The sequence below is a fragment of the Natronosalvus halobius genome (assembly GCF_024138145.1).
In the GTDB taxonomy this organism is placed as follows: domain Archaea; phylum Halobacteriota; class Halobacteria; order Halobacteriales; family Natrialbaceae; genus Natronosalvus; species Natronosalvus halobius.
The window spans coordinates 3,486,782-3,513,191 of the sequence record NZ_CP099997.1 but is presented as its reverse complement, the minus strand read 5'-3'; the positions used below and the strand labels follow the sequence as shown (position 1 = coordinate 3,513,191).

The following is a 26,410-nucleotide window of genomic DNA, read 5'->3' as shown; positions in this document are numbered from 1 at the left end:
TTGACTATACAATCTATAGTATTATACGGGCACCCCAATATCGGCTGCTACCACTCCGAGACCGCCTCAGAGCACCCGATCGCTGTCCGGATTCTCGAGATCCCAGAGGAGTTCGGGGAGAAACGCCTCGAGGTTGTCGACGACACGGCGCTCGCTCACACCGAGCCCTTCGCAGTGGTCGTGCGCCGAGTCCCGAATATCGACGTGGAGCCCGTCATCCTCGAGCCAGACGCCCAGCGGGAAGACTGAGCACCGCGTCGGTTTCCAGTCCTGGTCGATGTGGAGCGAACACAGCCCGTCCTCCCGGAGGAAGGCACAGGCCTGGCCGTCCTCGGCGACGTGTTCCTCGCGGTCTTTGGCCTCCCGGGTGACGAACGGTTCGCCGCGAAACTGGGTCGTCGTCTCCGAGAGGTTCGCCCGCTGGGCTAGCTCGAGGAGGTCGCGGTCGTAGAGTAAGACGCCGTGGTGACAACACCAGGTGCAGTCCTCGACGCACTCGAACGTGAGGTCGGGGTCGAACTCGACGATAACCTCCCGATCGGGGTACACCTCGACGGGATACGGCGGTTCCACGTCGGGTGCGATTTCGCTCGAGTCGAGTTCGGTGTGTGTTTCGGGTGCGGACGGCCGCTCCAGGCCGAGGTGGGGTTCAGTCTCGGAACTCTTGGGATCGCTGTCGTCGGCGTCGGCGTCGGTGCCGGCACTAGGGCTGGCATCACCGTCGTCCCGCGTCTCGCGCTCGCTCCCGGCGTCGCTGGTCACGCTCGACTCGAGGGGGCGCTGACGGAAGTGCCTTCCCACTCGAAAATCCGTCCGAGTACGCTCCCGTGAACGGTTCTCGACTCACTGCCCGACGACGAGGTACGTCCGCGCGCCGCGGTGTTCGAGCGAGACGGCGTCGGTGTCGACGCTCGTGCGAACGAACTCCTCGACACCGGCGGCGTCGAGGTCGGTGACGTCGATTCGCCGCGTGCGTTGCTGTCTCGAGTCGTCGTGGGTCGAAGCGGTGTGCATACTCCGGCATTCGACCGGACCCACGTGAAGTCGATCCGTCCGCAGTGAAAGTGAAACTGGTTGACGGATACGGACTCGAGAGCGTCCAAGTAGCCCGAAAACGACGCTCCTGCTCACCCGAGCGTACTCACCGACGCCCTTCTCAGCCGAGCGTGCTCACCAACGGCCAATTCAACCGAGCGTACTCACCGACGCCCGGTGTGAGCCGTCGGTCGTCTCGAAGGCCGCCGACTCGACGATCGACTCCCGCGCTCGGTCGGCCCACACCTCGAGCGCGTCGGCGCGTTGCTCTCGGACTGTTTCGGCACTCGCCTCGCCGTCGACACGCTGTTCGATGTCCTCGAGCGTCGGATACCCCGCGACGGTTTCGGCGTCGAGCAGGGACGCAGCCTCGACGTGAACGGCCCCGGTTTCCGGCGAATCGTCGACTCGGTAGACGTGCAGTCGGGCGCGCATTCGCCCGTGGAACGGCGGCGTCGCCCGGAGGACAGCTCGTCCGGGGTTCTCGCGAGTGTAGACGAACGCGTTCACTACGTCCTCGGCAGCGACGGCCAGCGAGCGGATCGTCGTGGGATCGCGGGCATCCCCTGGCATGGTGGACACCAGGATGTGGACGGGCAAATATGCTGGCTCGAAACGCGTCGGATTACGGGCGAAAGACCGTCGCCCGCACGTCCGTCGAAACGCCGTGTTCGGCCGCCTGGACGCTCGCCGGAATCGTCGCATCGGTTCCCTCGTACCTGGACGCCAGTGACGCCGTGATCGCCTCCCGAACGCACGCCCGTGCGGCCGCTCCGACGGCCGTCGCGCTACCTGAGAACGGCCGACTGGGTCCCGACGGGTCGTGCGCGACGACGACCGCGTCCGTCGTCGTTCCGGGAAAGCCCGTTCGCGCGAGGAGCGTCGTCGCCTTCGCCTCTGCCGCAACCGCGAGGATGTTTTCGAGGGCCCCCGCCTCGAGCGTGCGGGTCGTCCCGATGATCAGATTGACCGTGCCGGCGTGGCGCTCACTCCCTCGCTCGTCCCCGTCGTCCTCCGGGGTCGACCCCTCACTCCGTTCGAGGGAATCGGACTCGAGGCGTCCGTCGGGCAACGATCCCCCGGCCGGATCAATCGGCAATGCGGCCGGGTTCGAGATCCCAGCCGTGGCGTAGACCGTAACCGACCCGCAGCGGGCGCCGCGCGCGTGTTCCAGGTCGACGCCGGTAAGCAGGACGGGGCGATCGCCCCGGCCGTCCACAAAGCCCGCCCGCTCGAGGCGCTCCTGGACGTAGCGGTCGAGGTCGTCACAGCGCCACCCCTCGGGAACCGAAACGTTGAACGCCCGGTCGGTTCGCGATCGGCCGCCGTTCCAGCCCGAGGAGAGCCACTCGACTCCGGGGCGGTGGACACAGAGGATGCCGTCGGTTCGCTCGGCTCGGTACTCGGCGTCGGTATCAGCCATCCACCAGCACCTCGAGAAGTCGATCGTTCGCTCTGCGGTCCCTGACCGCCACGCGGACGTGGGAGTCGAGGCCGCGGAAGGATCGGGCGTCCCGTATGACGACTCCGGCTTCGCGGGTTCGCTCCAGGAGGTCGTCGACAGGATCGGTTGCCCCGCCGTCGCGGTCGACAGAACTGGCCGCCTCACCGTCGCCATCGACGGAACTGACTGCCCCGCCGCCACCGCCGTCGCCGCCAACCTCGAGCAACAGGAACGGCGCATTCGAGGGGGCCACCGCGTAGCGGCCGTCCGCCAGCAGCGCCTCCCGCATCCGCTCTCGCTCTTCGGTGACTCGCTCTCGCGTGTCGCTGACGAACGCCGTCTGCCCCATGCAGTACGCGCCGACGGCGGCCGCGGGCGAGCCGAGGTTCCACGTGCGACGGGCCATCTCGAGGCACTCGCCGAGCGAGCCGAACGCGACGGCGAATCCCGCTCGGAGCCCCGGCAGCCCGAAGAGTTTGGTGAGCGAGCGGGCGACGACGACACAGTCGTCTTCCCGTCGAGCCATCGATTCCTGCTCAGTGAACCCCAGAAACGCCTCGTCGACGAGCAGCGTCGTCCCGGCCGTTCGGCACCGATCGGCTAGCCCCTCGAGTCGCGAGCGATCGGGGAGGTCGCCCGTGGGATTGTTCGGCGTGCAGACGACGACCAGATCGACGTCTCGCAGCGACTCGACCGCGAGGTCGCACACCGCCTCGTGGGGCACGAACCGCGGCCTCGCCCCCTGGAGGCGAACCTCCCGAGCGTACTCGCCGAAACTCGGATGCGGAACGACGGCCAGACCGCCGGGATCGAGAGTTGCCTCGAAGGCGAGACGAATCGCGGCGAGGCCGCCCGGCGTCGGTACGACGGCGGACGGGTCACAGCCGACGTAGGTCCCGGCCGCGTCCAGGAAGGTCGGATACCCGTCGTCCGGATATCGTCGGGCCGACTCGAGCGCGTCGGCGTAGACCGATTCGACGCCCTCCGGTGTCCGCGGATTCGTGTTCGCCGAGAAGTCGAGCAGCGAGTGATCGGGTTCCCCGCCGTGTGGAACGCGCCCTTCGGCGTCGATGGCGTCAGGGTGCATTGCCATCACCTCTCGAGTCCGGCAACTGCGGCTCCTCCGCCGTCGTCTCACCGTCGACACCCAGTCGCTCGCAGACGGCCTCGATCCGCCGGCGAACGGCCGCCATCTCGTCGGGTGCCACGAGCGAGAGTGCCCCGCCCATGGCGACGCCCTCTTTCGCCTCCCCGGCGCAGTAACGGGCCATCGAGACGTGCTCGCTTCGCTCGAACGCGGGGTCAGTGACGACCACCTCGAGGTCGAATCGATCGCCGGCCGCCTCGAGGTCGACGCTCGGATCGTCCGCTACGAACGAGGTGGTCGCGAGTCGGAGCGGCCCGTCGACGCCGACGTGGCGGAGGACGGCCGCGACGGCGACCAGTTGCGTCCCCCCGGCGAGGGTCACGTCGACGCCGGCCTCGAGCGCCCCGGCCACAACGCCGGAGACGGCGGCCTAGACGGGGTCGCCCATCGCCCGGATCGCCGCCAGCGGATCGCCCACGCAGTCGCCGGGCGCGAGGTCGCTCGCCGCTAGCCCCGTCTCGACGACCGCTCGCTTGCGCTCGAGCGGATTCTGAGGGAGCGACGACGAGACGCCGATAGGCGCTCCGAGGGCGGTCGCGACCCCCAGGGCGGTCGTCGTCCCGCCCGGAATCGTCTCGCCGATCAGTACGCGGTCGTCGGGGAGCGTCGAGCCGAACTGGCGGGCCCGGTCGTAGACCCCCGCGGCGTCCGGGACTGCCACGGTCTCGCGAACGTCGGCGCCTGGATCGGCCACGAGGTCGACCGTCGGGGCGGCCGTCGGTTCGGACAGGCCAGCATCGAGCACCGCCGCGTCGAAGTCAACGACCTCCCGAACGGCGCGGGTGATCGCCGCCGGGGTCGGGCACCCGGTCGGGCTTACCGGAGTGACGGGCGCGGCCGTCGGCCGACCATAGACGAGAATTTCGGCGTCGGCCGACGGCGTGTAGCCCATCACCGCAGCCGACGCCCCGGCAGCGCTGAGCCCATCGATGAGTCCCGTTTCGGTCGACCCGGCGGCGAGGAGGAGCCTCATCGGAACGCCTCCTCTTCCTCCTCCCCGTCGCCGTTCCCATCGCGGCAGTACGTCTTCGCCGCGCGGGCGTCAGTTCGTCTGTTCACGTTACAGGCCAGTCTGTAGTCGTAGCTGCGTGTGATCATCGTTTCACTGGAGGTGCCGACGACGTTGACCCCGGTCGGCGCGAGGTGGCGGTCGGACTCGAGCGTCGAGTCGACGCTGAGCCCCAGCCGTCGTTTCAGCGCGGTCGGGACGCAGACGGTCATCGACGGCGCCGGCGCATCCTTTCCGGTACCGCCTTCTCGTCCCCTCGCTCGAACGCGGCGTCGGTACCGCTCGAGAATCCCGTCCACCGTCGCTCCCTCGAGCAACGGGAGATCCGCGGCCGCGGTCAGCACTGGCGTCGAAATCGGAATCGAGTCCGACTCGAGGATCGACCCGAGGTCGGCGACGTACCCGTCGCCGGCGGTCTCGAGGACCCGTACGGGCGTGACGAGATCAACGGGTTCGGCGGTCCCGTCGACCTCGAACGAACGCGTGCAATCGCGTTCCGCCAGGTGCTCGCGGGTATTCGGCGCGTTCGGCGAAACCGCGACGGTAATCCGGCCGACTACGCTCGCCTCGAGCGCCGCGAAAATCCGATCGATCATCGTAACGCCACCGATCTCGTACAGCGGCTTTTCGACTCGACTCTCGAGCCTGGTACCCCGTCCGCCGGCCATCACCACAGCGTCCACGCGATCACCCCCAGGTGGACGCCGAGCAGTCGTCCGACTTCGTTGGCCGCTCCGAAAACGTCGCCGGAGACGCCGCCGAGCCGTCGTCGGGCCCATCGCCACGGAAGGGCGGTTCCCCCAATCGCGCCGACGAGAGCCGCGGCAGCGGCCGGGTGGGACCAGGTCAGCGCGACCGCCGGAATAGCCAGCGCTGCGGGGACGAGGAACGAAGATGGACCTGCGGCGTCCGTCAACTGCGAGCCGAATCCCTCGTGAGCGGCCGCGCCGAAGCAGGCCATCGCGGCCATCCCCGTCTTGGCGCCGACCTCAGCAGCGACGGCGACGCCCACGGCGACCGCGATGGGCGCGCGGGCGAGCGCAAGCGCGCCGAGCGCGAGTCCCGCCACGACCAGCGAGACGGAGAGCAGCGCGCCGACGCCGGTCGTCGTGTCCGTCATGACGGCCCGCCGGCGATCGGCGTCGCCGTGGACGACGAGCGCGTCCCCAAGGTCGGCGACGCCGTCCAGGTGGTGGATCCCGGTCAGCGCGAAAACGGCGAGCAGGTATCCGAAGGCAATCGACGCGGCCGGAAGCCGGTTCGAAGCGAGGAAGAGGAGGGCCGCGAGTGCTCCGACGATCCATCCTACTATCGTGAAGGTCCACGGACTCGAGCGAAACGCCTTCCAGTCCCGGTCGGTGCTCGCGTCGGCAGTCGCCCCGCCCGTGTTTCGCGACCTCGAACCGACGGGGAGCCGCGTCAGGAAGGCAATCGCCCCACGGAGGGCACGAACGGTGACGCGTACTTGGCCGCCGATCACGATACCACCCCCCGAACGCGGGTCGCGACGAAGTCGATGGGTGGTGCGACCAGGGCCTCGAGCGTCGGTGCGGACGCCGCACAGACTGCCGCCACCGCCACGAGCGCGGCGGCGGCCAGGCCGACGACCGACACCGCACGCCGGCCGTCCTCCAGGCGCGGGAGCGATCCCTCGGGGTTCAAAACGTACGCTTCCCGCTTCTCGAGACGGACGTCGAGCGCACACGCCAGCGTCGCCATCGGCCACCCCGAATTCGGTGAGTCGGGGACCCTCGCCCAGCGATGGGCGCAGAGCAGCGCTCGCGGTCGCCACGTCGCCAGCGCGAGACAGCACGCGGTGACTCGAGCGGGGACGGCCATCACGAGGTCGTCCAGGCGGGCGCTGGCGGTGCCGATCGGTTTCGACGGGTAGCCGAGCATCGAGTCCAGGGTATTGACGCCCTTGATCCAGGCGACGGCGGCCGCGGCGGCGGGGAGCGAGACTGGGCCCAGGAGGGCGAACGGGAGGAGCGTCGCGGCGAATCCGTCAGCGAGGTTTTCGGCTGCGCTCTCGATGGCTGCCGAACGGATCTCCGCGTCCGTCAGCGAATCCGTGTCACGGCCGACGAGGCCGCGAACGCGCTCGCGCGCGGTCTCGAGGTCGCTCTCGGTCGCCGCGAGGACCGCTCGCGTCAGGTCGAGGAGCGCGCGGAGGCTCGCGGTCAGAAAGAGGACGAGCGCGGCGGCGACCGCGCCGTAGAAGGGCTGAATCCGGCCCGTTCCGACGACGAACGCGCCCGCCAGCACCGCCGGGAAGAGGGGGACGAACAGAGCGATGAGGAATCCGATTCGACGCTGCGTTCGGTCGTTCGCGGACCAGGGACGATCGAGTCGATCGATCAACCGACCCAGCCACGCCACGGGATGAAGACGCGTCGGCGGCTCCCCGATCAGCAGGTCGAGGCTGAGCGCCAGGCCGATGGCGGCGAGCGTTTGAACCGTCATTTCACGTTGTCACTCGAATTATCGTCACTCTGATTACCGTCACTCGAATCGATGTCGCTTGAATTGACGACACTCGAATCGTCGACACAGGTCGTCCCTCCGCCGGTCTGCGCCGTCGACGAGCCGTTTTCCAGCAGGGATTCGAGCCGATCGGGTACCGACTCGAGGGGCGTTTCCTCGAGCGAGACGAGCGTTCCGCCCGCTTCGACGACGCCACCGTCGGCTTGCGGGTCGTCGCCCACGTGGACCAGGTCGGTGATATCGACCCCGAGCCGTCGCACCGTCGTCTCGAAGATGTGCGAGGAGGGTTTGCGCCACCCACAGCCGACGCTCGTCACGACGGCGTCGAAGTCGTCGCGCTCGAGCGTCGAGCGAGCGAGTGTTCGCCCGACCAGTTCAGGAACGGCGCAGTTCGAACAGACGGCGACGGGTCCGCGTTCGTGAGCGGCCTCGACCGCCCGACGGGCGCCGACCCGGGTCTCGACGTCGGGGTCGAACGCGGCGACGACTGCCCGACGAACGACGTTCCCCGCCCCGGTCTCTCGCCACTCGACGCCGGCGCTCGAGAGTGCCCGGCCGACGTGGGCCGGCAACGGCACCTCCGCGCCCTCGGGGGCGTCGATGGTCGGGCGAACGTAGCGCTCGGCCCAGTCGCCGGGGACCGCCACGCCGCGTTTCTCGAGTTCGGACGCGACCGCCGTCGCCGGGTCCGCAGGTCGATCGACGGCGACGAGCGTGCCGAACAGGTCGAACGAAACTGCCACGTGCGTGTGACTGGTGCAAGTCAACTTTAGTTTCGCGGTCCGCGTCGGCCACAGATTCGTCACTCGGAAGACTTTTTCCGCCCCCTGCAGATCGAATCCTATGCGAGCGAAGACGCGTCGGTTGCTCGGCTCGATTCCGGCACTGATCGCCGTGGGAACGCTTCCAGTGGCGATTCTCGCGTGGTTCGTGATCGGCGCGTCGGCGGCTGCCTTCGTCGCACTCTTCTGCTGGATTGGTCTGCTGCCGCTGTCGGCGGTGCTCATCGAGGAGGTCATCGGAATCGACGGCGACCAGCACGACCCGGTGGTTGACGAACGCCGGCCTACGAGCCCCGAGGAATCAGCGACAGACCCCGTCGAGGTCCTCCGGGAACGCTACGCCCGCGGCGAAATCGACGACGAGGCGTTCGAACGCAGCCTCGAGACGCTGCTCGAGAGCGAGGGGAGCGACCCCGAAACGATCCTCGAGCGCCGGCGGAATCGTTCGGAACCTGGCGACCGAGAAATCGAGCGCGAAACGAGCTAGCGCTAACGCCGTCGCTCAGCGCGTAGAGGGGCTCCCGCGAGGGAACAGGTTGCTGGCACGCGAACTGCTCCGGTACTGGATGACCTCGGGAGCCAGTTTCGTGTACGTGCTCGAGAACTAAAAGTGCTTCTCGATAATTCGGCCACGAACGGGTCAGTACTTGAGGTTTGCATCGCTGGTCGGGTCGAAACAATCGCCGCGTCGCAACCCGCGCGACCGAAGCGCGGCCGTCGAGATTACTGGATCCTGGACAGCTTTTCCTCGACGACCTGCTGGAACCGGTGGTTCACGAAGACGTGGACGAACGAGACCGTGAGGAAGGCCGCGACGATTACGCCAGCGAGGGCCGAGAGCGGGATGGCCGAGATTCCGGGGACGCCGAGGAGGCCGGCGGAGAGGACCACCGCGCCCACGACGCTCATGGCCGCGTACCATCGATCCCACCGCTCGCGGCGGTGGGTGTCCGTGTCGAGGTACATGACGAGTAAATCCGCGTTATCGGCCAGGGTGATGAGACCTCGGTCCTGGTCGTAATCGACGATACCCGCGTCGTCCATCTTCGGCAGATGCGTCTGGTAGAGGGCGACGTAGACTCGTTTTCGCTGATCGGAGCTCAGCGCGTTGACGTCGGTGTCGTTCTCCCAGGCCGCGATCTGTTCGGCGAGTTCACCCAGCGTTACCGTCTCCTCGGCGTCGAGTAAGTACGCGAGTACCTCTCGCCGTCGCCGGTTTTTCAGCAACTCGAAGATGACGTCTTTCGAGAGCGTTTCGTCAGTATCGTTCGCCGTAACGGCGGTTATTTCCTCGGGGAGGGACGTATCGATGGAGGACATTACTGGCACCTCCCGCCGGGAGATTGACGCCCGAACGCAGCCGGCCGCGCTCGGGTGGCGCCCAGTCGTACCCGGTTCGGTCGACATCGAAGTCGGGCACGAGTCGGTTCCGTCCACCGTAGTTGATCGTTTACTGCCACCACAGGGCCGCTCGACTTCGCCGAAGGCGACCGCTGTCCCGGCGAAGGGATACTCGCAATCACGTTTGACACACCAGTTTCTACGCCAACGGTATCGGTCTTAAACGCGGTCACGTTTTGCATCGCTTGCGAAGCCGGTACGTTACCGCTTCTCGCCGCGAGCGATGGACGCCACGGCCCCCGATCGAGTCGGACGGATCGCCACTCGCCCGACGCGTCGTTTGCATCGCCGATGGGGGCTGTATCGAGCGCATACTGGCCAAGCTGACCGTCGTTCCGTGGAGACGGGACTCGCTCGAGGCGCGTCCTGCAGGGCAATCGAAAACGGGCGAGCGAGGGCTCCTCGGGACCACGTTGGCCGTTACGTCCGTCCTCGACTGGCGGGTGGACTCTATCCAGCGACACGCGCGTCTTGCTCGAGAACCGACCGCTTAACGGTCGTGGTCGGTTCGTCATCGAAGCCGACCGTTACTCTCCTCAGTCGTCACTTACCGAGCCGTAGCCACAGTCAGCGTGCTCGTACGCGGCCCGAATCGTACCGGCTTGTGGCCAGGTTGAACCGGTATCTGGCCAGGGTCGATTCGGCGTTCGATCCGGCGACACGGGGCCACCCATCGACCACGTCATCGGAGTCTGCCAAGCGGGCAATCTCGCCGTTGGTGGCGCCGTAGCCGGCGGAAAGTCCCTGTTACTCTCGAAACCATGTGACCCCCTTACAAAGACGGCTGGGTTCTCACCGCCTACTAATGACGCGGTCCGTCACCGAACGCACACGACAGGAGTCACAGCGGACGAACAGCGGCCAGTGTCCGGATTGTGAGACGAACACGGTCGTGAGCGATCCCGACCGCGGCGAACTGATCTGCCGGGAGTGCGGCCTCGTCCTGGGCGACGAACCCATCGATTACGGCCCCGAGTGGCGAGCGTTCAACGCCAAAGAACACGATCAGCTCTCTCGAGTGGGCGCGCCGCTCACCCAGTCGATGCACGACCGGGGACTCACGACCACCATCGACTGGCGCAATCGGGACGCGAACGGCCACACGATGTCGGCCGACAAGCACGGACAGCTCCACCGGCTTCGCGTCTGGCAAGAACGCATCCGCACGAAGAACGCCGGCGAGCGCAACCTCAAGTACGCCCTCTCGGAGATCGACCGCATGGTGAGCGCCCTCGGCCTCCCCAACTCGGTCAAAGAGACCGCGAGCGTCATCTACCGGCGGGCACTCGACCGGGACCTCATCCGCGGACGATCCATCGAGGGGGTCGCCACCTCGGCGCTGTACACCGCCTGCCGAGAGGAGGGAATTCCACGGAGTCTCGAGGAGGTAACGGCCGTCTCGCGGGTCGATCAGCGCGAGATCGGACGGACCTATCGCTACATCGCCGACGAACTGAACATCAACCTCGAGCCGACGAATCCGCGCCAGTTCGTCCCCAGGTTCTGCTCGGAACTCGGCGTTGGCAAGGACGTCGAGTCGAAGGCGGTCGAGATCATCGACGCGACAACCGAGCAGGGGCTGCACTCGGGGAAGTCACCGACCGGGTTCGCTGCCGCCGCCATCTACGCTGCCGGACTCCTGTGTAACGAAACGATCCCCCAGCGAGCGGTCGCGGAGACGGCCCAGACGACCGTCGTCACCGTCAGGAACCGCTACCGGGAGCAACTCGACGCGATCGATCAGAGCGTCGAAGCGTAGTCGTCGCGGCCGCGACGGTACATCGAACCTGCATTGTTCCAGTTCTGAATTAACTGCGAGACAGAACGATCACGAGTTTTCGTCGGCGCGACCACGTTCCATTTCACATGATCGAGCGTTCCTCCCCGCTGTAGACATCCTCGTCGAGCAGCGCGTGGAGGGACTCGTACGGGACGAACGCGACGAACGCGTCGTCCTCGTCGAACAACTCGAGGCCCGTGTCTGTGTGTTCGTAGCGCGCACAGATGATCTGGCCTTCGGGCAGGATAGCGCGATACATGATTTGAATACGCCAGCATGCGGTAAAGCCGTTTGGCTCGAGCGCTGAAACACCACAATCATTATGTCGCCATGTGCCAAAATTTGCGCTGGCGCATACCACCAACACCACCACCTACCGCTGTGCGCCCGGCTGCCACTGCAGCCGTTTTGTGCGGATACGGACCACCCTGGCCTCGAGCGACGGCGCTCGAGCGAAATCGGTTTATCGCCGAGTCCGGTAGCCTACCCAGTGACCGACGACGCCGACGACGCCGACGACTCCGCCAGCGGGGATGGAGTGACGGAATCCGACGACTCCCGCCCACCTCTCTCGCTCTCGGCGTTCCACGACGCCTGCCAGCGGGCCGGCCGCCCGCTGCTCACCGCGTCCGAACTCGCCAGATACCTCGAGCGACCCCACAGCGAGGTGACCGACGACCTCGAGGCCCTCGCTGAGCGGGGCAACCTGGAGCGCCTCGCAGTATCGCGCGACCCCGTGGTCTGGTTCCCGGCCGAACTCGAGGACCTGACCGAACGCGAGCGGGTGGTCGTCTTCCCGAAGCGCCGTGAGATTATCGTCGACCGCCCCGATCAGTTCACCCGCGCACAGCTCTCCCAGTTCGCTCACCTCGCGGACGCCAATGGAGAAAGTGGCTACCGGTACGTCGTCCGCTCGGAGGACGTCTGGCAGGCCCCGCACGACTCGTTTTCCGGCCTACAGCGAACGATGCGCCAGGCTCTCGGCCAACGGTCAGACGCGCTCGAGTCCTGGGTCGAGAGCCAGTGGGATCGCGCTCGCCAGTTTCGGCTCGTTACCCACCCCGATGGCTACACCGTGCTCGAGGCCCAGAGTGCGGAGATCATGGGCAACGTCGCTCGTCAGAAACTCGACGAGGAACACGTCCACGCACCGATTTCGGACACCGAGGACTGGGTCCGCGAGGGTTCGGAGGCGGCCATCAAACGGATCCTCTACGAGGCGGGCTACCCCGTCCAGGACGACCGTGACCTCGAGTCAGGGGACGCCCTCGATGTCGGCCTCGAGGTCTCCTTGCGGGAGTACCAGCGAACCTGGGTGGACCGTTTTCTCGAGGCCGGATCGGGGGTCTACGTCGGCCCGCCGGGCAGCGGCAAGACGATCGCCGCGATCGCCACGATGGAGGAAGTCGGCGGCGAGACCCTCGTGCTGGTCCCGAGTCGCGACCTCGCTCGTCAGTGGGCCGAAACGGTGCTCGACGTCACGAGTCTGGAACCCGAGCAAGTTGGCCAGTACCACGGCGGCCGCAAAGAGATTCGTCCCATTACGATCGCGACCTACCAGATCGCCGGCATGGACCGCCACCGATCGCTCTTCGACGACCGCGAGTGGGGGCTGGTGGTGTTCGACGAGTGCCAGCACGTCCCCTCGGACGTCTACCGCCGGAGCACGCATCTCCAGTCGCGCCACCGTCTTGGCCTCTCGGCCTCGCCGCTCCGGGAGGACGACCGCGCCGCGGACATCTTTACCCTGATCGGGCCGCCGATCGGTACCGACTGGGAGGCGCTGTTCGAGGCAGGCTTCGTCGCCGAGCCCGAACTCGAGATCCGGTACGTGCCCTGGGGCGACGACGAGCATCGAAATGCGTACGGGTCGGCGGAGGGGCGAGAGCGCTACCAGCTGGCGGCGACGAATCCCGGCAAGGTTGCGGAGGTTCGCTACCTTTTAGCATCACACCCCGACGCCCGTGCGCTCGTCTTCGTCGATTACCTCGATCAGGGCCGAGACCTCGCGGCGGCGCTCGACGCGCCCTTCCTCAGCGGCGAGACGGCCCACATCGAGCGCCAGCGACTCCTGGACTCGTTCCGTCACGACGAGATCGACACGCTCGTGCTCTCGCGGGTCGGCGACGAGGGGATCGACCTGCCGAGCGCGGATCTGGCCATCGTCGCGTCGGGACTCGGTGGCTCGCGGCGACAGGGGACCCAGCGGGCGGGGCGAACGATGCGTCCCGCTGGGGGTGCGCTGATGTACGTTCTGGCGACCCGCGGAACGCGAGAGGAGGAGTTCGCCCGTCGCCAGCTACAGCACCTCGGCCGGCAGGGGCTGACGGTTCGCGAGGAGACGGTCGAGCGGGACCTCGAGACTCACGAGAGACCCTCGAGCGACCCCGATGAGGATTCGTAAAATCGTAGAACCGTAGAACCGTAACCGCCGAACCCGAGTTCGAACTAGGCTCGAGGTACCACCTGCATGTCGACCTCTTCCTCAGCGTCCGCCTCGAGGTCGGCTTCCGCCTCGAGTTCGACGTCGACCTCGACGGTCGCCACCTCCTGGACGGTCACGCCGACGCCCTCGTTCAACTCGCGTCTCACGACGGCCAGGTCCTCGCCGCGGTCGCCCACGAGGACGAGTCGGGTTTCGAGGGTGACGGTCGTGTCGTTCAGGCCGGGCTCGAGACCGCGGACGGTCGCGTCGTCGACGCGCTCGACGGTCGCGACTCGTTCGACGATTCGTGCGCCTGCGGTGACGAGGTCGCCGGTCGCGTTCACGGGAACGCGCACGGCGAGTGTCGCCACGATGGTCTGGTATCGTGCCATAGTCCCCCGCCGAGAGTCGAACTCGGGGGCGGTCGCACGTGCCCGGGAATCGGGAACGCTGACGACCGCGCGGTGTCCACAACCGGGGGAAACCACGCGGTCCAGGCTCGCCGGCAGAACGGATGGGATCGACGGACCGACCCCCGACCTCGAGCGAGAGGGAACGAGAGAGTCGGTAACGCGTACAAACCGTCCGGCCGGGAGAATGGACCTACGCGGCGCGGACGGAGATTCCGTCGAGATTCGACGAAATCGGGGTCGGGTGACCGAGTGCCCGTCCACGACCCTTCAGTCCGGCAACGCCGGAATCCATGGAGACGCCATAGCGTCCGGAGACGCCGGTGACGCCCCAGCCAGCGACGTCGACACACCGACCGGCAGTGCCGGCGATGTCGTCGACGTCGGTGGCGATCCCCGCGTTGCCACTCGTTGGGGCGAACGCGGGAATCGGGTGGGTCGTGGTGGTCATAGTCGGTCGCGATCTGTGTCGATCGGCTATCCGACACATCCGGGGGGAGTGACATAATCGTTTCCCAGGGTTGTGAATCGTTCACACCCATCGAGCACGGTGAGTGTCACCCGAGGCGAACCTTCAAGGGAACCCGAGGGCAGTGTGAACTATGCAGCGTTCGCGCAGGCGAGACGGGGTGAGTAGACGGTGAGCGAGACGCGGGAGGTGACGGTCGGCGAGGCGGCCGACGGTACCAACGTGACGCTCCCCGTCGTCGAGTTGCTGACCGGTCGCGGGTTCGTCACCGGAAAGTCCGGATCGGGGAAGTCGAACACGGCGTCGGTGATCGCCGAGGAACTCCTCGAGGCCGGCTTCCCGCTCCTGATCGTCGACACCGACGGCGAGTACTACGGCCTGAAAGAGGAGTACGAGATGCTCCACGCGGGCGCCGACGAGGAGTGCGACATCCAGATCGGCCCCGAACACGCCGAGCAGATGGCCTCGCTGGCGCTCGAGGAGAACGTCCCCGTCATCCTGGACGTCTCTGGCTACCTGGACGAGGAGGAGGCCGACGAACTCCTGCGAGAGACCGCCCGACAGCTGTTCGTCAAGGAGAAGAAACTGAAAAAGCCGTTCCTGCTGGTAGTCGAGGAGGTCCACGAGTACATCCCCGAGGGCGGTGGCATGGGCGAAACCGGTCGGTTGCTCATCAAGATCGGCAAACGCGGACGCAAACACGGCCTCGGCATTCTGGGGATCAGCCAGCGCCCCGCCGACGTCAAGAAGGACTTCATCACGCAGGCGAACTGGCTCGTCTGGCACCGACTCACCTGGGAGAACGACACCAACGTCGTCGGGAGGATCATCGACTCGAAGTACGCCGAACTGGTCTCGGAACTCGAGGACGGCCAGGCGTTCGTCCAGACCGACTGGATGGATGCGGGCGTCCGCAAGATCCAGTTCCGGCGCAAGCGAACCTTCGACGCTGGGGCGACCCCCGGCCTGGACGACTTCGAGCGTCCCGAACTCAAGTCCGTCTCCGACGCGCTCGTCGACGACCTCCAGACCATCTCCGAGCGCAAGGATCGCGAGGAAGACCGCATCGACGAACTCGAGAAGCGCCTCGACAGGAAGGAGACCAGGATCGAGACCCTCGAGGACGAACTCTCCTCGGCGCGGGACGTCTCCGAAGCCGCTCGACAGATGGCCGACGCGCTCTCCCAGGCCGAACCCGTCCAGACGACGTTTCCGGAGACGGGCGGCGACATGCGCCGACTGCACGACGAACTGGTCGACCTGGAGGATCGCATCGAGGAACTCGAGACCGAGCGGAACGAACTCGAGGAGGAGAACGACGACCTCCGCGAGCGACTCGCGGCACGCGAGCGGGAACTCGAGAACAGAGCCGGCGACCTCGAGGGCCTCGAGGCCGAGAACGAGGAACTTCGCGAACGCTGTCGCGAACTCGAGTTGTGGCTCGAGCCCACGGATTCGGGTGACGAGCAAGTGGCGAACGGCGACGACGGAACGGCGGTCGACGTCGATGGGAACGCAGACGAGAAGGGGCAGGCGAAGGCGGAGGAGAGCGAAGAGACGCCAATTCTCCACGCCGACGGCGACGACCTCACGTTCGGCTACACGCCCGTCGACGACGCGAGCGAGGACGACATCCTGGAGACCGGCGCGGCGGACGACCCCGCGACGGGACCGATCGACCTCGACATGATGATCCCCGACGAGCGCGACACCATCGAGGACCTGCTGGACCTCGAGGAGATTTCGACCCGCGTCACGGCGGCCTGCGACGACTCCCGGTGTGACGAGCCGACCGCCCGACGCGTTATCGAGACGGTCGCCATCGACGGGCCGCTCTCGACGACCGCGACGGCGGAGTCGGTCGGCCGCTCGCCCGTCGCCGTCCAGAGCCTCCTCTCGGAGCTCCGAACCCGCGACGTCGTCGACCGCCGGGCGGACGGCACCTACGTCCTGGAGCCGGGATTGCTCGATGCGCTCGATAGAGAGGCCAAGCTCGAAGCGGACACCGAGTGAGCAGCGCCGTCTACAGGTCCAGCGGTTGCGGAGCCCATAGAGCTATAGAAAGTATAGTTTTGAGGTGCTTGAGAATCACAATCATACAACCGGGCGTATTTTTAAAACACGAAGTGTGATCCTCGTATGAACGACAGCGACGGGGACGTTAGCGGCGACGGCGACGGGGACTTCGGTGTCAACGTGGATCTCGACGGGCACGTGGACCCCGACCGTCTCGAGTCCTCGCTCGCCGCCGAACTGGGGACGAGGGTGATCGAACTCGAGGTCGTCGACGACGGACTCAATCTGATTCTCGAGGTTTCGACCGACGACGCCAGCGGCCCGTACATGCTGCGTAAGCCGAACAAGTTGCGAGACGCGAGCTACATGAACGACCTTCGGCGGGAGTACGCGATCATGGAGCGCCTTCACGAAACCGCGGTACCGGCGCCGACCCCCGTTCTGTACGGCGACGACGAATCGATCTTCGGCGACCCGTACTACCTGATGACCGCACTCGAAGGCGAACCAATACCCCTCGGTGAGAACCTTCCCGAGCGCTTTCGGACGCCCCGGTCGCGAGAGCGGGTGGCTGCGAGACTCGTCGAGGCGCTCGCTGACATCCACGCGGCCGACCCAGAACCGTTCGCGGACAGCTGCCACCGTCTGACGCCGCGAGCCCGCGTCGACCGCGCCACGGTACGACTCCAGGAGACGACCCAGGTGACGGGGCACGAGGTTCCGGCGCTCCAGTCGGTCGCCGAGTGGCTCCGAGAAAACGCGCCGACGGAGACGAGGACGACGCTCGTCCACGGCGACTTTAGACCGGGGAACGTGCTCTTCTCCGGCACGGATCGAGCCGAAATCACCGGCGTCCTGGACTGGGAAACAGCCGCGCTTGGCGACCCGCTGACCGACCTCGGTTACCTGCTGCTCCGGTGGCGAGATGCGAACGACTGGCGACCGTCGCTCGAGGCGCTCGAGACGCGACACGGGGACGAACACGAGGACGCCCTCCGGCAGTTGCGGGAGCAAAACGAGCGTGGCCTCAGTCCGTTCACGGCGAAACCCGGGAGCCCCACTCGACGGGACCTGGTCGCTCGCTACGAGGCGGCGACGGGGTTCGCGTTCGAACACGAGCGATTTTACCGCGCACTGGCGGCGTTTTCGCTCGCGGTCGTGTGGGAGGACCTCCATCGCGACCGACTCGAGGCCGGGGACCCGTCCGACTGGAAGCCATACGTCGAGTACGTGTCGCTGATCGCGGACGGCATCGTCGGCGGCGAGTTCCCGCTGTAGCGGGTCGGCGCTCTCGCATACTCGAGAACGCGCCGGTGTCACCGGCTTTCGGGTTGTGGTTACTGGTTCGGCTGTGATCACAGTGGTGATCTCGACCGCGAATTTGGCCGTAACGATCGATCACGACGCTCGTACGAGCGGCGCCAGACTCGAGGAATTCCCGTCAGCATCGGCTTCGTTCGAGTTCGTGCCGCCAGTGTCGTTCGTTTCGTCGGTGTCGTCACTCGAGTCCGAACTCGCACTCGAACCCGATTCCGATTCCGATCCCGATCCCGATCCCGATCCCGAACTCGCCCCAGACGTCCCCTCGTCGGACGTCTCCTCGATCACGTACTGCTGACCGAGCATTGGATCGAGCAACTCGTTGACCGCCGCCCGGTCGTCAGTGAGCACCGGCACGTCGTCGGTGTCCGGTTCGGCCATGTAGTTCTCGATCTCCCTCGAGAGGTCGATCGGGAGGTCGGCGTTCCGGTTTCGCGTCTGGAGGTCGGCTTCCGAGTAACGCGTGTCGTTCTTGGTCGCGATCACCTGGATGTTCTGGACCGCTCCGGTATCGGACGTGCGGAAGCTGTACACTTGCGGGAAGACCTCGTTCATGGTCGCGTACTCCGCCCGGTAGAACTCCGAGGCCGGCCCGCTGGGCGCGGAGATGACGTTCGAGATGAGAACGCCGTCCTCGCTCAAATGCTCGTCGACCACTTGCATGAACTCGACGGTCGTCAACTCGAAGGGCACCTGGTCGCGCTTGAACGCGTCCAGGACGATCACGTCGTAGGTCTCGTCGCTGTTCTGGAGGAACGATCGCCCGTCGACGGTGTGGGCCTGGAGGTCCGCTGACTGCTCGAGGCCGAAGTAGGTCTCGGCAGTAGCGGTCACCTCCTCGTCGATTTCGACGACATCGACGTCGACGTCGTACTGTCGTTCGAAGTCCTGCGGTCCGGTGTAGCCACCGCCCCCGATGAATAGCACCCGGTCGACCGACTCTGGATCGTCGGCCATGAGCATCGGCAGGTGGAAGTATCGCGTGTACTCGAAGACGTGACGGTCGGGGTCGTTCAGGTCCCGTGCGCTGTGGCGCGTTCCGTCGAGGTACAGCGTCCGGACGTCGCCATTGTCGACCACCTCGAGTTGCTGATGGGCCGTCTGGGTCTGGTAGACGACGTCGCCGCGGGGATCGAGGCCGATGGAGCTACTGGTCGCGGCGCCGACCAGCAGGAGCGAGACGACGGCGACGACGGCGAGCGTTCGCCTCGACGGCCGCGGGAGCGATACGGCGACCGCAGTGGCGACGAGGACGAACCCGAACACGAGGCTGATCTGCGTGATCGAGAGCGACGGAATGAGTACGTACGTCGTCATCCCGGACCCGATGATGCTCCCGATGGTGCCGAGCGCGTAGACGTGCCCAGAGGCCTCGCCGATACCCTCCTTGGCTGAGAGCTCCGCCGCGTAGGGGCTAATGAACCCGAGGAGGTACGTCGGCGGCCCGAAGAGGATGATGATCGACGGGAGCGAGGCGTACCGGGGCGAGAGCGGAATGGCCGCCGTCGAGTACAGCAACATATCGCTCGTGTAGATGATGATCGCGATGTAGATTGCCGTGGCGAACAGCAACCACTGCATCTGGCTGTTCGAGGCTCGTTCCGCCGCTCGCCCGCCCTGCCAGTAACCCAGGCTCAAACCAGCCAAAAAGACCGTCAGCAGGCCGCCGACCGTGTAGATATGACTCCCAAACTGCGGTGCGACGATGCGCAGCGCGAGGATCTCGAGACCCATACTGACGACGCCGGAGACGAAGACAGCGAGTTCGGGTTTCGAGAATTTCGTCGACTCGAGCGCCCGTGAAACGTCCATTAGCCGCCCAAAGTGGACCCACCGACGTGTACCTGTTGGATCGATCGACGGGCTCAGTTTCGTTTCGGCATCGTCGAGTGACGGGTTGTCGCCTTCATGTCCGAACGTTTCGACGGCGAGCGGGCGACGGTCGAGTACATCGTTCCGCGCCTGCGGCCGCCGCTCGAGTCGCCGAGGCGAGTGTCGTCTCCGGTGTCCAGGAGGCCGTCGTCTTCGTCTTCGTCTTCAACTTCTTCGGCCGTCTCGTCGGCCTCCTCTTCTTCAACGCCGTCCCCCTCGTCGGTATCGTCTCCATTCGCCTCCTCGTCCTCGGGATCTGCTTCGTCCTTGGCATCCGCCTCCTCGTCGTCACCGAGACCCGCCGCCTCGAGCCCTGCCTTCAGGGATTCGACCTCGTCACCGAACCCGCCGACTGCATCCTTGAGCGCGGACGAAATGGAGTCCTCGAGGTCGCCGTCGCCGCCAGTCTCGTCGTCCTCGTCAATCTCGTCGGCCTCGTCAATCTCGTCGGTAGCTCCCGCTGGTTCGCTCTCGGACTCCTCGCTCTCGGACTCCTCACTTTCGTCCATCTCGTCTTCGTCCATCTCGTCTTCGTCCATCTCGTCTTCGTCCATCTCGTCTTCGTCCATCTCGTCTTCGTCCATCTCGTCTTCGTCCATCTCGTCTTCGTCTACAGCCGCTTCACCCTCCCCTTCGTCGGATTCCGCGGTATCTTCGCTCGCATCGGTGTCGGCCCCGCTAGCCTCCTCGTCATCCGTCTCGACTGCGACGCTCTTCGTGAGGAGGCCGTACAGATCCAGCACCGTCTCCTCGAGCGAGTCCGCATCGTCCAGGTCGGAATCTGTATCCGAATCCGAATTGGGATCGGGGTCGGCGAGCGAGGCCAATCGTTGGAGGGCTCGCAACGTGGCGACCTGGCCGGGATCGCCGTTCGCAATCGCCTCGGGAAGCGACGACGGGGTGGAGCCGTCGGGGAGTGTATCCAGGCCGACGCGCTCGAGCAGCGACTGGACGTCGCCCTCCTCGACGAGTTCGTGTGCTTCCTCCGCGAGCGACGGTAGGTCGGTAGACGTAATCGGCTCCGGAAGGCCGTCCTGGGCGCCGTCTTCGAGGTCAGCGGTCAGTTCGAGCGGTCGAACCTCGTCATCGCCGTCACCATCGTCCTCCTCGTCCACATCGCTTTCGTCCGCCGTCTCTCGGATGCCGAGGTCGTCGAGCGCCGCTCGAGCATCGGTCAATAGCGTCGTGATACGGTCGTCGGTTTCTGTCGTCATGAGTGGTACGCTCCGTTCCGGTCAGGTCTCCTCCTCGAGCACGGCGTCGACGATTTGCTCGCGCATCTCCGCGCCTTTGAGGTTTGCCTTCACGTCGACGTCCTTCGCGACCGACTGGAGGTCCCGATAGGAGAGCATCTCCAGGACGTCCTCGAGAGTTTCCCGGCGCAGATCTTCGAGGGTGTCGAGGGAGGGTGGACCGTTCTCGACGATCGCTTCGGTGTCCGTTTCGGTTTCGCTATCCTCGTCTGTTTCTGTCTCGCCGCCCTCGTCCGATTCCGTTTCCGTTTCCATTTCCGTTTCTGTTTCTCCTTCTTCGTCCGAATCGGGTTCTCCTTCCCCGGTCGTAGAGTCGTCGGATTCGTCCGCCCCCTCACCCTCGCCGGACTCCTCCAGCTCGTCGCCGGGAACGCTCTCCCCTTCTGCGTCGCCTCCCACTTCACCGGCGGCAACCCGCTCGGCCAGCCCCTCCTGGCCGAACTCCTCGAGCCAGGCGGCGATCGCGTTCCGGAGCGACACGACGAGTTCCTCGAGGAACGAACGGAGGCTCAGGCCCTCCTCCATCGCGTCGGTAGCCGTCTCCTGGATCGCCCTGCCGAAGCGTTCGCCGATCGAGCGACCGAACCGCTCGCCGATTCGGGCGCCGGCGGCGGCGCCGATTTCGCCGGCCTCGACCTCGTCACCGATACCGTCTCCGTTGATGACTGACTCGATGTCGACGTAGTCGAGAGCTTCCTCGACGACGATCTCCTGCAGTGTGGGGTCGTCGCTCATTTAGATCCCTCCGTGGCCGACGCGACGGCTATCGGTCCGCTTCTTTCGTTGTCGCACTTCGAGTGGCAGTTGCCCTCGAGTCGTCCGTCGAGCGCGGAAGGGGCGTCACGACTCGTCATTTTCGTCAGTGTCGTCGGCTTCGTCCTCGTTGTCTTCGCTATCCTCGCTACTCTCGCCGTCTTCGTTGCCCTCGGTTTCTTCGCCGTCATCGCTGTCTTCGCCGCCCTCACTGCTCTCTTCACCCTCTTCCTCACCCGTCGACTCCTCGTCGGATTCGCCATCTTCGCCATCGTCCTCGCCGTTCTCACCGTCGGCCGCCTCGTCCGATTCGCTCTCGTCTTCGGCTGACTCGTCACCGTCATCTGTCTCCTCGGATTCCTCCTCGTCGCTCTCGAGGATCGAATCCACGATGACGTCACCGAGCAGTCGGCCAACCTCCTTGCCGACCGTCCTGCCGACCGTCGCACCGATGAGCCCGCCTAACTCGGGCCCGATCGGTTCCTCCGAGTCGAACTCGTCCTCGAGGGAGGTACCCTCGAGCAGCGATTCGAAGTCGATGCCGTCGATGATCTCGTCCACGTCGACGCGTTGGGTCAGTGTGTCGTCGGTCATGCAGTTGCCTCCGCTTCCTGCTCCTGGTCCTGCTCCTGTTCCTGGTCTTGACTCCCCTCTTCGTCATCCGATTCCTCGGCGCTCTCGTCACCGTCGCCTTCCGATGCGGCTTCCATCCGTTCGATCACCTGCTCGAGAACCGTCTGGACGATCGTCGCGAGCACCTGCTCGATCGGCAGCGAAGAGATGACTCGCTCGAGCGGGTTGCGAAGCGTGTCGACGATCGAACGGCCGAGGCCGCGGAACCAGTCGGCGATCGAGGAGAGGACACCGCCCTCGCTTTCCTCGCTGTCTTCGGCTTCCTCGTCACCGTCGTCCTCACCCTCGCCCTCGCCCGAACCGATTCCGGGCAGAAGTCCGCCGAGTCGGTCCCGAAGCCCGCCCAGGAGACCGGTCGCGGCGCTCTTGAGACCACCAGGGATCTTCCCGAGAGCGTTCGAGATGCTCTCGAGCGGCGACCCCAGGCCATCGAGGAGGCCGGTTACCGACGACAGCAGGTTACCGAGCAAGTTGTTGTCGCCCGGTCGGGCCGAGACGTCGAGGGTCACTTCGTTCAGGTTCACCTCGAGACCGAGGACGTCCAGAAAGAGGCCGTCCAGGTCGAGGTGAGCGACGCCGGTGGCGTCCTCGCTCTCGTAGACCTCCTCGGCGTCGCGGTCGTGTTCTTCGCCGGGTTCCTCGCTCTCGTCGTCCGCTTCTTCCTCGTCCCCGGCTTCCTCTTCTTCGTCTGCTTCTTCGCCGTCCTCGCTCTCCTCGCCGTCTTCGCTCTCGTCGTCACCCTCCTCAGCTTCGTCGCCTCCACCGTCATCGTTCTCGGACGCTTCGTCGTCAGCCGAACCGTCCTGATCCTCGGATTCGTCGGGTTCTCCGTCGTCAGTTGCTTCGTCGGCGCTTTCGGACTCGTCCGTCGCGTCACTCGAGTCCTCGCCGTCTTCGGAATCTGCGGCTCCGTCGTCGGACCCGGAAGAGTCGTCTGCCTCTGCTTCGCCGCCGTCCGGTAGGAGCGTCCTGGGTTCGTCACCCTCCTCGGCGACGGTGACGGCCGACGGATCACGGCCGACATCACCCCTCGAAGTCTCGCGCTCGCCGGACGGCCTGTCATCTCGACTGTGTTTCTGGGCGACCATGATAGTATCCGTGAGGATATACAATGATCTCGCCCGTGTCATTTGGCCTTGCGTGTGCTATCCGCCGACGAGCGACGAACGTTGAAGACGAGCAACGAGGACGTGCGACGAGAACGAGGACGTGCGTCGAGAACGAGGACGTGCGTCGAGAACGAGGACGTGCGTCGAGAACGAGGACGTGCGACGAACGATGAGGACGAGCGGTGGACGGAACCTCGAGTGGTGAAGCATCCAACAGCGACACCAGGAGAGCGACCTCGGCCCTAGCTGGTCGGTTCCTGCACGATCGCGAACCAGAAGTCCTCGATCGAGCGGACGAACTGGAAGAAGTCGTCCGGGGCAACCGGTTTCTGGATGTAGTGGTCCGCGTCGACGTCCTGGGACTTGACGATGTCCTCTTCGGCGTCCGACCCCGTGAGGACGACGACCGGAATTTCGGCGAGCACCGGCTCGTCGTTCAGTTCCGAGAGGATCTCCATTCCACTTTTCCCCGGCAACTGCGGCTCGAGCAAGATGAGGTCCGGGCAGGAGTTCGATTCGTACTCCCCCCGCTGATAGAGGAAATCGAGCGCGTCTTCGCCGTTGGTCACTGTGTACAGACGGTTCGCGAGTTTCGCCTCGTGCAACGATTCTGTGAAGAGTCGCGTATCGCCCGGGTTCGGTTCGACCAGCAGGATCGTAATTGGCTCTTCCGTCCCGGCTTCCTTCGCACTCATTGCGGAGGGTAAACGTCGAGACGGTATAACCGCCTCGTTACTCGAGTACGCCCACCCGATTCTGGTCTCGAGCAGGTGAGCTGGTTCAGCAAGCGCCCGATTCTGTCGTCAGCACTCCGCACTTCCTGTATCCTGCAAAAATACGAACGCTCAGGTCGGGTCGGTTCCCCTCGAGGCAGTGAACCTACCGGATCTTCTCGCCGAGTGTGGCGTCGCCGTGGGTCGTCAGCAGGTCCGCCTCCTCGCCAGCCGCGAGGATCATACCGTTCGACTCGACGCCGAACAGTTCGGCGGGTTCCATGTTCGCCAGCAGGACGCACTTCGTCCCCGGCAGCGACTCGAGGTCGTGGAGTCGCTTGATCCCGGCGACGATCTGGCGGGTCTCGAAGCCGATGTCGACCTCGAGGCGAGCCAGGTCGTCGGCGCCCTCGATACCCTCAGCGGCCTCGATCCGGCCGACGCGGATGTCCAGGTCCTGGAAGTCCTCGAAGCCGATTCGATCCTCGAGCAGGGGTTCGAGGTCGTCGGTGTCAGCGTTTGCGTCCGCTTCCGTGGCGTCTGCGTCGCTCATATCACCGTTGTCACCCTCACTCGCCACGTCACTTTCGGTTGTGGATTCCTCACCTTCGTCCGCATCCGGGTCTTCAGCAGCCGCCGCAATCTTCTCCTCGAGCGTCGTCTCGAGTTCGTCGACGCGCTCGTCCTCGATCTTCTCGAAGAGTTCGCTGGGTTCCCCGAAGGTCCGCGGCGGCGCCTCGAGGGCGTCCTCGAGGTGGGCGTCCGCGACGGCGCCGTCCTCGCCGAGTTGTTCCCAGAGCGCCTGAGCCTTGCCGGGGGCGATCGGTTCGAGCAGGACGCCGACGGCCTTCGCGATCTGGACGCAGTCGCGGATGACCTGAGCCTGCTCGGGGTCGCCGTCCTCGAGCTTCCAGGGCTCGTTGCGCTGGATGTACTCGTTGCCGAACTGGGCGAGTCGGGTCGCCGCGAGGCCGACGTTGCGGAGGGAGTAGTCGTTGACCGCCTCGCGGAGCTCGCCGATGGCGCCCTCGATGCGCTCTTCGACTTCCCCGGATACGTCTGCCTCGGGCGTCCCCTCGAAATTTCGCTGGGCGAATAGCAGCGAGCGGTACCAGAAGTTGCCGATGGTACCCACGAGCTCGCCGTTGACCTTCTCCTGGAAGGCCGTCCAGGTGAAGTCGATGTCCTGCTGGAGCCCGCCGGTCGTCGTCAGGTAGTACCGCAGGAGGTCGGGGTGAAAGCCCTCCTCGAGGTACTCCCTGGCCCAGATCGCACGGTTCCGGCTGGTCGAGAGTCCCTTGCCGTCGATGGTGATGAAGCCCGTCGCGGCCACCGCTCGCGGGGCGTTGTAGCCGGACCCCTCGAGCATCGCCGGCCAGAAGACGGTGTGGTGCTGGATGATGTCTCGACCGATGACGTGGACGATCTCCCCGTCGTCTTTCCACACGCGCTCCCAGTCGTACTCGTCGCTCCCGACGCGTTCCGTGTACTGCTTCGTACTCGAGATGTACTCGATCGGTGCGTCGACCCAGACGTAGAGGACGATGTCCTCGACGTCGCCGTCGCCGTCGCCGTCACCGTTTTCGGTATCCGTCTCCGGATAGTCGATCCCCCACTCCATGTCACGGGTGAGACACCAGTCCTGGAGCCCCTCCTCGATCCACTGGCGAGGCTGGTTGCGGGCGTTGTCGGTGCCCTCGAGGCCGTCCAGGAACTCCGTCAGGTAGTCGGCGAACTCCGAGACACGGAAGAACTTGTGGGTGCGCTCGCGGTACTCCGCCGGGTTCCCCGTGCGGACGCTCGTCGGGTTCTCGATCTCGCCCGGCTCGAGGTGGCGCTGACAGCCCTCGTCGCACTCGTCGCCGCGGGCCTTCGCGCCGCAGTAGGGGCAGGTGCCCTCGACGTAGCGATCGGGCAGGTAGTCGTCGGCTTTCGGGTCGTAGGCGACGAGCACCTCGTCTTCGTAGACGTAGCCTTCCTCGTCTAACGTGCGAACGATCTCCTGGGTGAGTTCGACGTTCGTCTCGTCGTGGGTGTGGCCGTAGTTGTCGAAGTCGACGTCGAACTTCGGGAACGTCTCCAGGTACCGTTCGTGAAATCGCAGGGCGAACTCCTCTGGGTCGACGCCCTCCTTTTCGGCGGTGACGGCGATCGGCGTGCCGTGCATATCCGACCCGCTGACGTAGGCCGTCTCCTGGCCCAGCGTCTCGAGAGCGCGGTTGAACGCGTCGGCGCCGATGTACCCACGGAGGTGGCCGATGTGCAGGTCGCCGTTGGCGTAGGGCAACCCGCAGGTCACCACCGCGGGGCGGTCCGTCGGGAAGTCGTCGTGGCTCATACTCGTCACCACTCGCC

Annotated in this window: 24 protein-coding genes and 2 pseudogenes; 5 read left to right on the top strand and 21 right to left on the bottom strand. The window is 65.9% G+C overall.

Annotated elements, in window-relative coordinates:
• Positions 1-66: 66 nt before the first annotated feature.
• The 10 genes and pseudogenes from NGM15_RS16980 to NGM15_RS16935 form a co-directional block, all read right to left on the bottom strand.
• Positions 67-573, bottom strand: a complete 507-nt coding sequence (locus tag NGM15_RS16980; protein ID WP_253438182.1) for a YkgJ family cysteine cluster protein — start codon at positions 571-573, stop codon at positions 67-69.
• Positions 574-843: 270 nt separating this feature from the next.
• The gene (locus tag NGM15_RS16975) at positions 844-1,014 is read right to left on the bottom strand and encodes a hypothetical protein (protein WP_253433598.1); all 171 of its coding nucleotides are present in this window, start codon (positions 1,012-1,014) and stop codon (positions 844-846) included.
• A 171-nt stretch (positions 1,015-1,185) separates the two neighbouring features.
• Positions 1,186-1,608 carry a DUF8009 family protein gene (locus NGM15_RS16970; protein WP_253433596.1) on the bottom strand — a complete coding sequence of 141 codons (423 nt, stop codon included), beginning with the start codon at positions 1,606-1,608 and terminating at the stop codon, positions 1,186-1,188.
• Between the two features lie 52 nt (positions 1,609-1,660).
• On the bottom strand, positions 1,661-2,458 hold the full coding sequence (locus tag NGM15_RS16965; RefSeq protein ID WP_253433594.1) for an adenosylcobinamide amidohydrolase: 798 nt from the start codon (positions 2,456-2,458) through the stop codon (positions 1,661-1,663).
• Positions 2,451-3,566 (bottom strand): aminotransferase class I/II-fold pyridoxal phosphate-dependent enzyme, encoded by a 1,116-nt coding sequence (locus NGM15_RS16960; protein ID WP_253438179.1) that lies wholly within the window; start codon positions 3,564-3,566, stop codon positions 2,451-2,453. Before NGM15_RS16960 ends, NGM15_RS16965 begins: the two co-directional genes overlap by 8 nt.
• Positions 3,556-4,599, bottom strand: a pseudogene (locus NGM15_RS16955) (nicotinate-nucleotide--dimethylbenzimidazole phosphoribosyltransferase). Before NGM15_RS16955 ends, NGM15_RS16960 begins: the two are co-directional and overlap by 11 nt.
• Positions 4,596-5,303, bottom strand: a complete 708-nt coding sequence (locus NGM15_RS16950; RefSeq protein WP_253438177.1) for an NTP transferase domain-containing protein — start codon at positions 5,301-5,303, stop codon at positions 4,596-4,598. Before NGM15_RS16950 ends, NGM15_RS16955 begins: the two are co-directional and overlap by 4 nt.
• On the bottom strand, positions 5,303-6,115 hold the full coding sequence (gene cobS / locus NGM15_RS16945; RefSeq protein WP_253433591.1) for an adenosylcobinamide-GDP ribazoletransferase: 813 nt from the start codon (positions 6,113-6,115) through the stop codon (positions 5,303-5,305). Before cobS ends, NGM15_RS16950 begins: the two co-directional genes overlap by 1 nt.
• Entirely contained in the window at positions 6,112-7,098 is a 987-nt protein-coding gene (gene cbiB, locus NGM15_RS16940; protein ID WP_253433588.1) for an adenosylcobinamide-phosphate synthase CbiB, read from the bottom strand. Before cbiB ends, cobS begins: the two co-directional genes overlap by 4 nt.
• A gap of 134 nt (positions 7,099-7,232) precedes the next feature.
• Positions 7,233-7,862 (bottom strand): annotated as a pseudogene (locus NGM15_RS16935) (HAD family hydrolase); the annotation flags it as partial.
• A 100-nt stretch (positions 7,863-7,962) separates the two neighbouring features.
• Between NGM15_RS16935 and NGM15_RS16930 the strand changes: the two are divergent.
• Complete coding sequence (locus NGM15_RS16930) at positions 7,963-8,388, top strand: SHOCT domain-containing protein (protein WP_253433582.1); 426 nt, start codon at positions 7,963-7,965, stop codon at positions 8,386-8,388.
• Between the two features lie 236 nt (positions 8,389-8,624).
• On the opposite strand, the gene NGM15_RS16925 is transcribed toward NGM15_RS16930, so the two are convergent.
• A complete protein-coding gene (locus tag NGM15_RS16925; protein ID WP_253433580.1) occupies positions 8,625-9,221 on the bottom strand; it encodes a DUF7344 domain-containing protein in 597 nt (198 codons plus the stop codon).
• A gap of 886 nt (positions 9,222-10,107) precedes the next feature.
• Between NGM15_RS16925 and NGM15_RS16920 the strand changes: the two genes are divergently transcribed.
• Complete coding sequence (locus NGM15_RS16920; protein WP_253433578.1) at positions 10,108-11,061, top strand: transcription initiation factor IIB; 954 nt, start codon at positions 10,108-10,110, stop codon at positions 11,059-11,061.
• A 103-nt stretch (positions 11,062-11,164) separates the two neighbouring features.
• Here NGM15_RS16920 and NGM15_RS16915 read toward each other — a convergent pair whose 3' ends face one another.
• Positions 11,165-11,341 carry a hypothetical protein gene (locus tag NGM15_RS16915; protein WP_253433575.1) on the bottom strand — a complete coding sequence of 59 codons (177 nt, stop codon included), beginning with the start codon at positions 11,339-11,341 and terminating at the stop codon, positions 11,165-11,167.
• Between the two features lie 198 nt (positions 11,342-11,539).
• Between NGM15_RS16915 and NGM15_RS16910 the strand changes: the two genes are divergently transcribed.
• Complete coding sequence (locus NGM15_RS16910; RefSeq protein ID WP_425494487.1) at positions 11,540-13,486, top strand: DEAD/DEAH box helicase; 1,947 nt, start codon at positions 11,540-11,542, stop codon at positions 13,484-13,486.
• A gap of 44 nt (positions 13,487-13,530) precedes the next feature.
• On the opposite strand, the gene NGM15_RS16905 is transcribed toward NGM15_RS16910, so the two are convergent.
• Together NGM15_RS16905 and NGM15_RS16900 are read right to left on the bottom strand one after the other, a co-directional pair.
• Positions 13,531-13,899 carry a hypothetical protein gene (locus NGM15_RS16905; protein ID WP_253433573.1) on the bottom strand — a complete coding sequence of 123 codons (369 nt, stop codon included), beginning with the start codon at positions 13,897-13,899 and terminating at the stop codon, positions 13,531-13,533.
• A gap of 211 nt (positions 13,900-14,110) precedes the next feature.
• Complete coding sequence (locus NGM15_RS16900; protein WP_253433570.1) at positions 14,111-14,368, bottom strand: hypothetical protein; 258 nt, start codon at positions 14,366-14,368, stop codon at positions 14,111-14,113.
• A gap of 189 nt (positions 14,369-14,557) precedes the next feature.
• On the opposite strand from NGM15_RS16900, the gene NGM15_RS16895 reads away from it, so the two are divergent.
• Positions 14,558-16,399, top strand: coding sequence for an ATP-binding protein (locus tag NGM15_RS16895; protein ID WP_253433567.1), 1,842 nt, complete (start codon positions 14,558-14,560; stop codon positions 16,397-16,399).
• Positions 16,400-16,525: 126 nt separating this feature from the next.
• The gene (locus NGM15_RS16890; RefSeq protein ID WP_253433565.1) at positions 16,526-17,680 is read left to right on the top strand and encodes a phosphotransferase family protein; all 1,155 of its coding nucleotides are present in this window, start codon (positions 16,526-16,528) and stop codon (positions 17,678-17,680) included.
• Positions 17,681-17,800: 120 nt separating this feature from the next.
• Here the strand turns inward: NGM15_RS16890 and NGM15_RS16885 are convergent, their stop codons facing one another.
• The 7 genes from NGM15_RS16885 to metG all read right to left on the bottom strand — a co-directional run bounded on the left by NGM15_RS16885 (position 17,801) and on the right by metG (position 26,393).
• Positions 17,801-19,534 (bottom strand): spermidine synthase, encoded by a 1,734-nt coding sequence (locus tag NGM15_RS16885; RefSeq protein WP_253433562.1) that lies wholly within the window; start codon positions 19,532-19,534, stop codon positions 17,801-17,803.
• A gap of 53 nt (positions 19,535-19,587) precedes the next feature.
• Positions 19,588-20,808, bottom strand: a complete 1,221-nt coding sequence (locus NGM15_RS16880; RefSeq protein ID WP_253433559.1) for a hypothetical protein — start codon at positions 20,806-20,808, stop codon at positions 19,588-19,590.
• Between the two features lie 21 nt (positions 20,809-20,829).
• Complete coding sequence (locus NGM15_RS16875) at positions 20,830-21,582, bottom strand: hypothetical protein (protein ID WP_253433556.1); 753 nt, start codon at positions 21,580-21,582, stop codon at positions 20,830-20,832.
• A gap of 105 nt (positions 21,583-21,687) precedes the next feature.
• Entirely contained in the window at positions 21,688-22,194 is a 507-nt protein-coding gene (locus NGM15_RS16870; protein ID WP_253433553.1) for a hypothetical protein, read from the bottom strand.
• On the bottom strand, positions 22,191-23,321 hold the full coding sequence (locus tag NGM15_RS16865) for a DNA primase (RefSeq protein WP_253433550.1): 1,131 nt from the start codon (positions 23,319-23,321) through the stop codon (positions 22,191-22,193). The genes NGM15_RS16870 and NGM15_RS16865 overlap by 4 nt, the downstream gene beginning before the upstream one ends.
• A 263-nt stretch (positions 23,322-23,584) precedes the next feature.
• Complete coding sequence (locus tag NGM15_RS16860) at positions 23,585-24,037, bottom strand: response regulator (RefSeq protein ID WP_253433547.1); 453 nt, start codon at positions 24,035-24,037, stop codon at positions 23,585-23,587.
• Between the two features lie 184 nt (positions 24,038-24,221).
• The gene (metG, locus tag NGM15_RS16855; protein ID WP_253433545.1) at positions 24,222-26,393 is read right to left on the bottom strand and encodes a methionine--tRNA ligase; all 2,172 of its coding nucleotides are present in this window, start codon (positions 26,391-26,393) and stop codon (positions 24,222-24,224) included.
• Positions 26,394-26,410 lie beyond the last annotated feature (17 nt).